The organism is Micromonospora pallida (assembly GCF_900090325.1).
Lineage (GTDB): Bacteria > Actinomycetota > Actinomycetes > Mycobacteriales > Micromonosporaceae > Micromonospora > Micromonospora pallida.
In genome coordinates, this window is record NZ_FMHW01000002.1 from 6,817,727 (window position 1) to 6,829,744 (window position 12,018).

At 69.2% G+C, this 12,018-nt stretch carries 8 protein-coding genes; all 8 read left to right on the plus strand.

The window, feature by feature from the left end:
• The first annotated feature begins 278 nt into the window (after positions 1-278).
• Positions 279-824 carry a 50S ribosomal protein L10 gene (rplJ, locus tag GA0074692_RS29155; protein ID WP_091650204.1) on the plus strand — a complete coding sequence of 182 codons (546 nt, stop codon included), beginning with the start codon at positions 279-281 and terminating at the stop codon, positions 822-824.
• Positions 825-878: 54 nt separating this feature from the next.
• Complete coding sequence (gene rplL / locus GA0074692_RS29160) at positions 879-1,262, plus strand: 50S ribosomal protein L7/L12 (protein ID WP_091650206.1); 384 nt, start codon at positions 879-881, stop codon at positions 1,260-1,262.
• Positions 1,263-1,835: 573 nt separating this feature from the next.
• Positions 1,836-5,276, plus strand: coding sequence for a DNA-directed RNA polymerase subunit beta (gene rpoB / locus GA0074692_RS29165; protein WP_091650208.1), 3,441 nt, complete (start codon positions 1,836-1,838; stop codon positions 5,274-5,276).
• A gap of 87 nt (positions 5,277-5,363) precedes the next feature.
• Positions 5,364-9,257: a DNA-directed RNA polymerase subunit beta' gene (locus GA0074692_RS29170; protein WP_091650211.1), complete on the plus strand. Its 3,894-nt coding sequence runs from the start codon at positions 5,364-5,366 to the stop codon at positions 9,255-9,257.
• Between the two features lie 106 nt (positions 9,258-9,363).
• Positions 9,364-9,732, plus strand: a complete 369-nt coding sequence (locus GA0074692_RS29175) for a hypothetical protein (protein ID WP_091650213.1) — start codon at positions 9,364-9,366, stop codon at positions 9,730-9,732.
• A 563-nt stretch (positions 9,733-10,295) separates the two neighbouring features.
• A complete protein-coding gene (locus tag GA0074692_RS29180; RefSeq protein ID WP_091654263.1) occupies positions 10,296-10,679 on the plus strand; it encodes a hypothetical protein in 384 nt (127 codons plus the stop codon).
• 462 nt (positions 10,680-11,141) lie between these two features.
• Positions 11,142-11,516 carry a 30S ribosomal protein S12 gene (gene rpsL, locus GA0074692_RS29185; RefSeq protein WP_007465318.1) on the plus strand — a complete coding sequence of 125 codons (375 nt, stop codon included), beginning with the start codon at positions 11,142-11,144 and terminating at the stop codon, positions 11,514-11,516.
• Position 11,517: 1 nt separating this feature from the next.
• Positions 11,518-11,988 carry a 30S ribosomal protein S7 gene (rpsG, locus tag GA0074692_RS29190; protein ID WP_091650217.1) on the plus strand — a complete coding sequence of 157 codons (471 nt, stop codon included), beginning with the start codon at positions 11,518-11,520 and terminating at the stop codon, positions 11,986-11,988.
• The last annotated feature ends 30 nt before the right edge of the window (positions 11,989-12,018 follow it).

Genomic DNA, 12,018 nt, shown 5'->3' on the forward strand with positions numbered 1-12,018 from the left:
CCGTCATCCGTGCTTTCATGGATGAGGTACCACCCAGAGACCGCTGGTCACCGTGCTTCGGCACGGTCGAAGGTCCCGCGAATGACGGGCGACCCGCGTAGGGCGGCAAGCGAAAATCGGTTCGTTGGTACGTGGTCCGCCGACTGCGTCCCGATTCACCGGCCCTCGCCCCGTGCGCCCTGCGCCGGGGCTTTTCTCGTTACCCGCGATTCCTCCGCCACCACCGACGCCTCCCGGCTTCGTTGGTGACCAGCCTGGCGCAACGAGAGAGGAGGGACATGGCGGACAAGCCGATTCGGGCCGACAAGGCCACGGCCGTCGCCGAGCTGACCGAGCAGTTCCGGGGCGCCGGCGCCACCGTGCTGACCGAGTACCGCGGCCTGACGGTCGCCCAGCTGACCCAGCTGCGGCGCTCGCTGGGCCAGGAGACCACCTACACGGTCGCCAAGAACACGCTGGCCAAGCGCGCCGCGACGGACGCTGGCATCACCGGCCTCGACGAGCTGTTCTCCGGTCCTACCGCGCTGACTTTCGTTTCGGGCGACGTCGTCGAGGCGGCGAAGGGGCTTCGCGACTTCGCGAAGGCCAACCCGAAGCTCGTCATCAAGGGCGGTGTCTTCGAGGGCAAGGCCATTTCCGCGGCCGAGGTCACGAAGCTCGCCGACCTGGAGTCCCGTGAGGTGCTGCTGGCCAAGCTGGCCGGCGCGATGAAGGGCAACCTGAGCAAGGCCGCGGCCCTGTTCCAGGCCCCGCTGTCGAAGACCGCCCGACTGGCGGCCGCTCTGCAGGACAAGCGCGAGAAGGAGGGCGCCGAGGCGGCCTGACGGCCTCCCGGCACCCCGGTTCGATCTTCCGTAGATTAGGAAAGGACGCCAGACATGGCGAAGCTCAGCACCGACGAGCTGCTCGACGCGTTCAAGGAGATGACGCTGATCGAGCTCTCCGAGTTCGTGAAGCAGTTCGAGGAGACCTTCGAGGTCACCGCCGCGGCCCCGGTCGCCATCGCCGGCGCGGGCCCGGTTGGCCCGGCCGTCGAGGCCGAGCCGGAGAAGGACGAGTTCGACGTCGTCCTCGAGTCGGACGGTGGCAAGAAGATCCAGGTCATCAAGGTCGTGCGTGAGCTGACCGGCCTGGGCCTGAAGGAGGCCAAGGACGCCGTCGAGGGCGCCCCGAAGGCCATCCTGGAGAAGGTCAACAAGGAGACCGCCGAGAAGGCGAAGGCCAAGCTCGAGGGTGAGGGCGCCAAGGTCACCCTCAAGTGACCTGAGCGTGCCTCGACGGTGCCCGGCTCACGTGAGCTGAGGCACACGACGGCTGCGACGGGCGGTGATCCCCGAATGGGGGTCACCGCCCGTTGTCGTTCGGTCACCTGGTGGCGATGGGTGTGAGCTGGGATTTGGCTCCGCTGTCCGGTGACTCAGCGACGTCGGATGGTCGCACGGCGGTGGGAAAGAGGGCTCCGGAAGGTGATCAGCCCTTGACGCGAGCCCGCCCGGGCAGGCACGCTGACACCTGCAAGACCTTCCACGCTTGCGACGGCCACGCCCGGGTAAGGGCTGCGGCGGCACCATGCCGCAGTAGACCCGAGCGGTCCAGCGGGAGCGCCGCGTTCCGAGCGGCCCGGTAGACCCCGTTTCGGGGGTCCCGAGGCGCGTTCCGTGGCGACCTGCGGGGTGGGCTGGACAGCGGTTAGCCTTTCGGCTACACTGCTAGTTTGCGCTGCCTTCCGATATTGACCCCTGCTCGGAATGTCCAATTATGGGTATTCCTGGTGGGGTCATTGGAGTGCACGCGTACCAGCCGTTCTGCAGCACCGGTCCTCGGAAGGACGCATCTTGGCAGCTTCCCGCCCTGCGAAGACCAGTCGTACGTCGAGCGCTTTCGCTCCCCGCCGTGTCTCATTCGGCAGGATCACCGAACATCTCGAGGTCCCCAACCTCCTCGCCATCCAGAACGAGTCCTTCGACTGGCTCGTCGGCAACGAGGCCTGGCAGGGCCGGTCGGCCGACGACCCGCACGCACGCTCGGGTCTCGCGGAGATTCTCGACGAGATCAGTCCCATTGAGGACTTCTCCGGCACCATGTCGCTCTCCTTCTCGGCCCCGCGCTTCGACGAGGTGAAGGCCTCGATCGAGGAGTGCAAGGAGAAGGACCTCACCTACTGCGCGCCGCTCTTCGTGACCGCGGAGTTCACCAACAACACCACCGGCGAGATCAAGAGCCAGACGGTGTTCATGGGTGACTTCCCGATGATGACGCCGAAGGGCACCTTCATCATCAACGGCACCGAGCGGGTGGTGGTCAGCCAGCTCGTCCGCTCGCCGGGCGTCTACTTCGACAAGCAGCCGGACAAGACCTCCGACCGCGACCTCTCCAGCGTCAAGGTCATCCCGAGCCGGGGTGCCTGGCTGGAGTTCGACATCGACAAGCGCGACACCGTGGGTGTCCGGATCGACCGTAAGCGTCGGCAGGCCGTCACCGTCCTGCTCAAGGCGGTCGGTTGGTCGGCCGAGCAGATCCGCGAGCGGTTCGGCTGGTCCGAGCTGATGATGACCACCCTGGAGAAGGACCACATCGCCGGGCAGGACGAGGCGTTGTTGGACATCTACCGGAAGCTGCGCCCTGGCGAGCCGCCGACCCGGGAGAACGCCCAGACCCTGCTCGACAACCTCTTCTTCAACCCGAAGCGGTACGACGTCGCCAAGGTCGGTCGGTACAAGTTCAACAAGAAGCTCGAGGTGAGCGTCCCGATCACCACCGGCACGCTGACCGAGGACGACATCGTCGCCACCGTGGAGTACCTCTGCCGGCTGCACGCCGGTGAGGAGGGCTACGAGGCCGACGACATCGACCACTTCGGCAACCGTCGTCTGCGTACCGTCGGCGAGCTGATCCAGAACCAGGTCCGGGTCGGTCTCTCCCGGATGGAGCGGGTCGTCCGCGAGCGGATGACCACCCAGGACGTCGAGGCGATCACGCCGCAGACCCTGATCAACATCCGCCCGGTGGTGGCGGCGATCAAGGAGTTCTTCGGCACCTCGCAGCTCTCCCAGTTCATGGACCAGACCAACCCGCTGGCGGGCCTGACCCACCGGCGGCGGCTGAGCGCGCTCGGCCCGGGTGGTCTGTCCCGGGAGCGGGCCGGCTTCGAGGTCCGGGACGTGCACCCGTCGCACTACGGCCGGATGTGCCCGATCGAGACGCCGGAAGGCCCGAACATCGGCCTGATCGGCGCGCTCTCCACCTTCGCCCGGGTCAACCCGTTCGGCTTCATCGAGACGCCGTACCGGAAGGTCGTCGACGGTCGGGTCACCGACCAGATCGACTACCTGACCGCGGACGAGGAGGACCGGTTCGTCAAGGCCCAGGCCAACGCGCCGCTGCTGGCCGACGGCACGTTCGCCGAGGACCGCGTCCTGGTCCGCCGTAAGGGCGGCGAGACCGAGGACGTCGCGCCGTCGGCCGTGGACTACATGGACGTCTCGCCGCGGCAGATGACCTCGGTCGCGACCGCGATGATCCCGTTCCTCGAGCACGACGACGCCAACCGGGCCCTGATGGGCGCGAACATGCAGCGTCAGGCCGTGCCGCTGGTCAAGGCGGAGTCGCCGCTGGTCGGCACCGGCATGGAGTACCGTGCCGCGGTCGACGCCGGTGACGTCGTGGTGGCCGAGGTCGGCGGGGTGATCGAGGACCTCTGCGCCGACTACATCACCATCCACCAGGACGACGGCCACCGCCGGACGTACCTGCTGCACAAGTTCCGCCGCTCCAACGCCGGCTCCTGCGTCAACCAGAAGCCGGTGGTCTTCGAGGGCGACCGCGTCGAGGCCGGCCAGGTCATCGCCGACGGTCCGTGCACCGACGAGGGCGAGATGGCGCTCGGGCGCAACCTGCTCGTGGCGTTCATGACCTGGGAGGGCCACAACTACGAGGACGCGATCATCCTGTCGCAGCGCCTCGTGCAGCAGGACGTGCTCACCTCGATCCACATCGAGGAGCACGAGGTCGACGCCCGGGACACCAAGCTCGGCCCGGAGGAGATCACCCGGGACATCCCGAACGTCAGCGAGGAGATGCTCGCCGACCTCGACGAGCGCGGCATCATCCGGATCGGCGCCGAGGTCGTCCCCGGCGACATCCTGGTCGGCAAGGTCACCCCGAAGGGTGAGACCGAGCTGACCCCGGAGGAGCGGCTGCTCCGCGCGATCTTCGGTGAGAAGGCGCGCGAGGTCCGGGACACCTCGCTGAAGGTGCCGCACGGTGAGACCGGCACGGTCATCGGCGTGCGCACCTTCTCCCGCGAGGACGGCGACGAGCTGCCGCCGGGCGTCAACGAGCTGGTCCGGGTCTACGTCGCCCAGAAGCGGAAGATCCAGGACGGTGACAAGCTCGCCGGCCGGCACGGCAACAAGGGCGTCATCTCCAAGATCCTGCCGGTCGAGGACATGCCCTTCCTGGAGGACGGCACCCCGGTCGACATCGTGCTCAACCCGCTCGGCGTGCCGGGCCGGATGAACATCGGCCAGGTCCTGGAGACCCACCTCGGCTGGGTCGCCAAGACCGGCTGGAAGGTCGAGGGTGACGACGAGGACTGGAAGCGCGCGCTGCGCGGGATCGAGGCCGCCGAGGCCGAGGCGGACACCAACGTGGCCACCCCGGTCTTCGACGGTGCCCGCGAGGAGGAGATCTCCGGTCTGCTCGCCGCCACCCTGCCCAACCGGGACGGCAAGCAGCTGATCGGGTCCTCCGGCAAGGCGCAGCTGTTCGACGGTCGTTCCGGCGAGCCGCTGCCGGACCCGATCGCGGTCGGCTACATCTACATCCTCAAGCTGAACCACCTGGTCGACGACAAGATCCACGCGCGGTCGACCGGCCCGTACTCGATGATCACGCAGCAGCCGCTGGGTGGTAAGGCGCAGTTTGGTGGCCAGCGGTTCGGCGAGATGGAGTGCTGGGCCATGCAGGCCTACGGTGCGGCCTACGCGCTCCAGGAGCTGCTGACCATCAAGTCCGACGACGTCCTGGGCCGGGTGAAGGTCTACGAGGCGATCGTCAAGGGCGAGAACATCCCCGAACCGGGCATCCCGGAGTCGTTCAAGGTGTTGCTCAAGGAGCTCCAGTCGCTCTGCCTCAACGTCGAGGTGCTCTCCTCCGACGGTGTGGCGCTGGAGATGCGCGAGACCGACGACGAGGTGTTCCGGGCGGCGGAGGAACTCGGCATCGACCTCTCCCGCCGGCCCAACGAGGGTGTGAGCAGCGTCGACGAAGTCTGATCGGGCCGGGTGCGGCGGCGCGAGCGCGCCGCCGCACCCCTCCCGCCGAACCATCAACCGAGCTGACTTGATGTGAGGGATAACCAAGTGCTCGACGTCAACTTCTTCGACGAGCTGCGCATCGGCCTCGCCACCGCCGACGACATCCGTCAGTGGTCGCATGGCGAGGTCAAGAAGCCTGAGACGATCAACTACCGCACCCTGAAGCCGGAGAAGGACGGGCTCTTCTGCGAGAAGATCTTCGGTCCGCAGCGGGACTGGGAGTGCTACTGCGGCAAGTACAAGCGGGTCCGGTTCAAGGGCATCATCTGTGAGCGCTGCGGCGTCGAGGTGACCCGTTCCAAGGTGCGTCGTGAGCGCATGGGGCACATCGAGCTGGCCGCGCCGGTGACCCACATCTGGTACTTCAAGGGCGTGCCGAGCCGGCTGGGCTACCTGCTGGACCTCGCCCCCAAGGACCTCGAGAAGATCATTTACTTCGCCTCGTACGTGGTGACGAGCGTGGACGCCGAGTCGCGTCACCGTGACCTCTCCACCATCGAGAACGAGATCCTGGCCGAGAAGCGGCAGGCGGAGAACAGCCGCGACTCGGAGATCGAGAAGCGGGCCGCCAAGCTCGAGGCCGACCTGGCCGAGCTGGAGGCCGAGGGAGCCAAGGCGGACGTCCGGCGCAAGGTCAAGGAGGGCGGAGAGCGCGAGATGCGCCAGATCCGCGACCGGGCCCAGCGCGAGATCGACCGTCTGGACGAGGTGCTCGACACCTTCCGCAAGCTGGATTCGAAGCAGCTGGTCACCGACGAGCTGCTCTACCGCGAGCTGCGGGACCGGTTCGGCGAGTACTTCACCGGCGGCATGGGCGCCGAGGCGATCAAGGCGCTGGTCCAGAACATGGACCTCGACGCCGAGGCGGAGAACCTCCGCGAGATCATCCGTACCGGCAAGGGGCAGCGGAAGATCCGGGCGCTGAAGCGGCTGAAGGTCGTCGCGGCGTTCCTGAACACCCGCAACTCGCCGCTCGGCATGGTGCTCGACTGCGTCCCGGTCATCCCGCCGGACCTGCGGCCGATGGTGCAGCTCGACGGTGGCCGCTTCGCCACCTCCGACCTGAACGACCTGTACCGCCGCGTGATCAACCGGAACAACCGCCTCAAGCGACTGATCGACCTCGGCGCGCCCGAGATCATCGTCAACAACGAGAAGCGGATGCTCCAGGAGGCCGTCGACGCGCTCTTCGACAACGGCCGTCGTGGTCGTCCGGTCACCGGTCCGGGTAACCGGCCGCTGAAGTCGCTCTCCGACATGCTCAAGGGCAAGCAGGGCCGGTTCCGGCAGAACCTGCTCGGCAAGCGGGTCGACTACTCCGGTCGTTCGGTCATCGTCGTCGGCCCGAAGCTGAAGCTGCACCAGTGCGGCCTGCCCAAGCAGATGGCGCTGGAGCTGTTCAAGCCCTTCGTGATGAAGCGGCTGGTCGACCTGAACCACGCGCAGAACATCAAGTCCGCGAAGCGGATGGTCGAGCGGCAGCGGCCGGTCGTGTGGGACGTGCTGGAAGAGGTCATCGGCGAGCACCCGGTGCTGCTCAACCGGGCGCCCACCCTGCACCGACTGGGCATCCAGGCGTTCGAGCCGCAGCTCGTCGAGGGCAAGGCCATCCAGATCCACCCGCTGGTCTGTACCGCGTTCAACGCCGACTTCGACGGTGACCAGATGGCGGTGCACGTGCCGCTCTCCGCCGAGGCGCAGGCCGAGGCGCGGATCCTGATGCTGTCGTCGAACAACATCCTGAAGCCGGCGGACGGCAAGCCGGTGACCATGCCCACCCAGGACATGATCATCGGTCTGTACCACCTCACCCACTTCACCCCGGGTGGCAAGGGCGAGGGCCGGGCGTTCAGCTCGGACGCCGAGGCTCGGATGGCCTTCGACAACGGCGAGCTGCACCTGCAGTCGCCGGTGCGGATCCGGCTGCGCGGCGTCTCCGGTGTCGACAACGGCGCCGGGGCCGAGCCGTGGGTCGCGCCGGAGGAGTGGGTCGAGGGCGAGCCGCTGATCGTCGACACCACCCTCGGTCGGGTGCTGTTCAACGAGACCATGCCGGTCGGCTACCGCTTCGTGAACTACGAGGTGCGCAAGGGGCAGCTCTCCGCCATCGTCAACGACCTCGCCGAGCGGTTCCCGAAGGTGGCCCTCGCGGCGACCCTGGACGGGCTCAAGGAGGCCGGTTTCCACTGGGCCACCTGGTCCGGGGTGACCATCGGCATGGAGGACGTCGTCACTCCGCCGAGCAAGCAGGAGATCCTGGCCCGGTACGAGAAGGAAGCCGACCGGATCGACAAGCAGTACCAGCGTGGTCTGATGACCGGTGAGGAGCGCCGCGGCGAGCTCATCGAGATCTGGACCAAGGCCACCAACGAGGTCGCCAAGAACCTGGAGACCTCGCTGCCCCGGGAGAACCCGCTGTGGAAGATGATCCACTCGGGTGCCCGCGGTAACCTGCTGCAGCTCCGGCAGATCGCCGCGATCCGTGGTCTGGTGGCCAACCCGAAGGGCGAGATCATCCCCCGGCCGATCAAGTCGAGCTACCGGGAGGGTCTGTCCGTACTGGAGTACTTCATCTCCACGCACGGCGCCCGGAAGGGTCTGGCGGACACCGCGCTGCGGACCGCCGACTCGGGTTACCTGACCCGTCGTCTGGTGGACGTGTCGCAGGACGTCATCATCCGCGAGGAGGACTGCGGCACCGACCGGGCGATCCCGATGCAGGTCGGCGAGCGGATCGACGGCAAGCTGGTGGTGCACGAGCACGCCGAGACCGGCGTGCACGCCCGGACCCTGGCCGACGACATCAAGGGGCCGGACGGCACCGTCGTCGTCGAGCGGGGCGCGGACCTGAACTCGATCCTGGTCGACAAGATCGTCGCGGCCGGGGTGGAGAACGTTCGGGTGCGCAGCGTGCTGACCTGCGAGTCGAAGCTGGGCGTCTGCGGTGCCTGCTACGGCCGGTCGCTGCCGACCGGCAAGACCGTAGACATCGGCGAGGCGGTCGGCATCATCGCCGCGCAGTCCATCGGTGAGCCGGGTACGCAGCTGACCATGCGTACCTTCCACACCGGTGGTGTCGCGGGTGAGGACATCACCCAGGGTCTGCCCCGTGTCACGGAGATCTTCGAGGCCCGGGTCCCGAAGGGCAAGGCGCCGATCGCCGACACCCCCGGCCGGATCCGGATCGAGGACGGCGAGCGTTCGCGGAAGATCATCGTGATCCCGGACGACGGCAGCGACGAGATCGTCTACGACAAGATCTCGAAGCGGGTCCGGCTGCGCCCGGGCGTCCACGACGGCGGTCACGTCGAGGTCGGCGAGAAGCTCACCGAGGGCACCATCGACCCGCACGAGCTGCTGCGCATCCTCGGCCCGCGCGCGGTCCAGGTCCACCTGACCCAGGAGGTCCAGGAGGTCTACCGCTCGCAGGGTGTGCTCATCCACGACAAGCACATCGAGATCATCATCCGCCAGATGCTCAAGCGGGTGACGGTCATCGACTCCGGCTCGACCGAGTTCCTGCCGGGCGTGCTGGTCGACCGGGCGCTGTTCGAGTCGGAGAACCGCCGACTCGTCTCCGAGGGCGGCGAGCCCGCCGCCGGACGCCCGGTGCTGATGGGTATCACCAAGGCGTCGCTGGCCACCGACTCGTGGCTGTCGGCGGCCTCCTTCCAGGAGACCACCCGGGTGCTGACGGACGCGGCGATCCACGCCCGCAGCGACTCGCTGATCGGCCTGAAGGAGAACGTGATCATCGGTAAGCTCATCCCGGCCGGTACCGGTATCAGCAAGTACCGCAACGTCCGGGTGGAGCCGACCGAGGAGGCGAAGGCCAAGGTCTACTCGATGACCGGCTACCCGGAGACCGACTACGGCTTCGGGCCGGCCAGCGGCCAGGCGGTGCCGCTGGACGACTTCGACTTCGGGTCGTACCGCTAGGCAGTGCCACGACGAGGCCCCCGGCATCCGCCGGGGGCCTCGTCGCGTACCGGGCGGGTGGCCTCCGCTGCCACCCCGACGGGCGGGTCGGGGCATGATGGAGGGCATGACGACGGCGCCCGGGCAGCCACCCGCCGTGCGTCAGGGGCTGCGCCACCCGCTCGACCCTGACCCGGCCCGCTCGACGAAGGCCCAGGCGGTGTTCGCCCTTGGGCTGGTCGCCGCGCTCACCGGCCTCTTCCTCGGTGGCGTCGTGCCGGCGACCGTGGCACTCCAACTCTCCCGGCAGGCGCGCCGGGAGGCGTACGCCTCGGGGGGTTTCCTGACCGGCGCAGCCTGGCTGCGGCGGGGGGAGCGGCTCGCCTGGACCGGGCTGGGCCTGGCCGCGGTCACCGTGGTGGTCGCGGTGGTGCTTGCCGTGGTCCGGCTCGCGGAGGCGCCCTACACCCAGGATTTCGCCCCGACCGTCAACTGAGCCGGCTGGGCCGGGCGGCGCGACGGTAGCCTGAGCCCGGCACCCGTCGCCCGGCGGTGGCCGGTGCGCGTCGACAGGAGGACCCAGTGACCGAACCGGTGCGGCCGTCGGCGGACGCCCCGGCGCAGCCGGCGCCGACCGCCGGTCCCACGCCGCAGCCGCATCCTGCGGGGCCGGCGGCATGGGATCCAGCGCCGACGGTTCCGCCCCCGCCGGCGTGGGATCCGATCCCGGCGGTCCCGGCCTCGCCGGCGTGGGATCCGGCCCCGACGGCCCAGGGGCCGGCGGCATCGGAGCCGGTCCCGGCACCGGCATCCCAGGCTCCGTCGGCTCAGGTCCCGGCCGCTCCGGAAGCGGACCGGCTGGTCGGTCCGGTCGGAGCGCAGCCGGCGCCGACCGCTGGCCACTCGCCGCAGCCGCACCCCGTGGGGCCGGCGGTCGGGTCACCCGGGCCGGTGCCCGGCGGGCTGTTCCCGCCACCGGGGTACGGCGGCTTTCCGTTCCGGCCCGACGGCCGCCCGGTGCCCCCGCCGCCCCGGGATGCGGTGCTCCCCCCGAAGCGGATCGACGCGGTTCCCGGTACGCCGTTCGGTGTGGCGCACCTGGAGGTGCCGCCGGTCACCTCCGGCCTCGCGGTGGGTTCGCTGGTCGCCGGCATCGTCTCGGTCCTGGTCGCCCTGCTGGTCGGTTGCTTTGGCCTGGCCGGCGCCGCCGGGGGCTGGGGCGCCTGGGCGGCCGGGGCGTTCACCCTGCTGGGCGCGCTCACCGGGGCGGGCGCGTTGGTCGCCGGGCTGCTCGGCGCGCGACAGGTCCGGCGGCCGGCACCACCGCCGGCGGTCCGGTTCACCGGTCGGGGGCTGGCCGTCGCGGGGATCAGCTGCGGTGCGACCGGGCTGGCGCTCTCCCTGCTCGGGCTGGGTGCTGCGGTGCTCCTGCAGCTCGCCTGAGCCCGGCCCCGGGGTCGCCGGGCCGGCACGCGGGGAAGCCGTTACACTTGTGACTCGTAGATGCCCGACGCGGGCGGGCAGGCCGACGGGAGCCGGGAAAGCGGGCACGCATTCCGACCGGACCACCCCGTTTTGACCTGCACGCTTGTGGTAGGTAATCTTCCCCCTTGTGCCCGGCCCGTCCGGGCATCTCGTGCGTGCGCTGGACCCGGCGACCCGGTCGCCGAGCAGCAGCACCACAAAGCCACAACACCTGGCGAGCGGGCGACCGTGTGCCAGGGACACACCCGGTGCGGCGTCCGCGTCGGCACCGGAAACCGTGAGTTGGGCGACACGCCCGACCGCGGGTGCCGGGACCTCCGCGAGGCGGCCCTGGCCGGAATGTAGGAGAGTCGTCCACCTGGGCGGCTACGAGCAGACGGCGCGGCCGCGACAGGCGGCCGAAGGGAGCGGAGAAACCCGGTGCCCACGATCCAGCAGCTGGTCCGCAAGGGCCGACAGGCCAAGACGACCAAGACCAAGACCCCGGCGTTGAAGGGTTCCCCCCAGCGCCGCGGCGTGTGCACCCGCGTGTACACCACCACCCCGAAGAAGCCGAACTCGGCGCTGCGCAAGGTCGCTCGGGTCAAGCTCAGCAGCCAGATCGAGGTGACCGCCTACATCCCGGGCGTGGGTCACAACCTGCAGGAGCACTCGATCGTGCTCGTCCGTGGCGGCCGGGTGAAGGACCTCCCCGGCGTGCGTTACAAGATCGTTCGCGGTTCGCTGGACACCCAGGGTGTCCGGAACCGCAAGCAGGCACGCAGCCGCTACGGCGCGAAGAAGGAGAAGAGCTGAGATGCCGCGTAAGGGACCCGCTCCGCGTCGGCCGCTGGTCGCTGACCCGGTGTACAACTCGCCGCTGGTCACCCAGCTCGTGAACAAGATCCTGCTGCGCGGCAAGCGCCAGCTCGCCGAGCGCGTCGTGTACGCCGCCCTGGAGGGCTGCCGCGAGAAGTCCGGCACCGACCCCGTCGTCACCCTGAAGCGGGCGATGGACAACGTCAAGCCGACCCTCGAGGTGCGCAGCCGCCGGGTCGGTGGCGCCACCTACCAGGTGCCGGTCGAGGTGCGTCCGGCCCGGGCCACCACCCTGGGCCTGCGTTGGCTGGTGACCTACTCCCGCGCCCGGCGCGAGAAGACCATGGTCGAGCGGCTGATGAACGAGCTGCTCGACGCCAGCAACGGCCTCGGCGCCGCCGTCAAGCGGCGCGAGGACACGCACAAGATGGCCGAGTCCAACAAGGCCTTCGCGCACTACCGCTGGTAACACCACAGGTTCCGGTGCCCCTGGCGGGCA

Excerpts from the sequence above, each read along its gene's own strand:
- rpsG (WP_091650217.1), top strand. The coding sequence starts at position 11,518 with ATGCCGCGTAAGGGACCCGCTCCGCGTCGGCCGCTGGTCGCTGACCCG.
- GA0074692_RS29175 (WP_091650213.1), top strand. The coding sequence starts at position 9,364 with ATGACGACGGCGCCCGGGCAGCCACCCGCCGTGCGTCAGGGGCTGCGC.
- rplJ (WP_091650204.1), top strand. The coding sequence starts at position 279 with ATGGCGGACAAGCCGATTCGGGCCGACAAGGCCACGGCCGTCGCCGAG.
- rplL (WP_091650206.1), top strand. The coding sequence starts at position 879 with ATGGCGAAGCTCAGCACCGACGAGCTGCTCGACGCGTTCAAGGAGATG.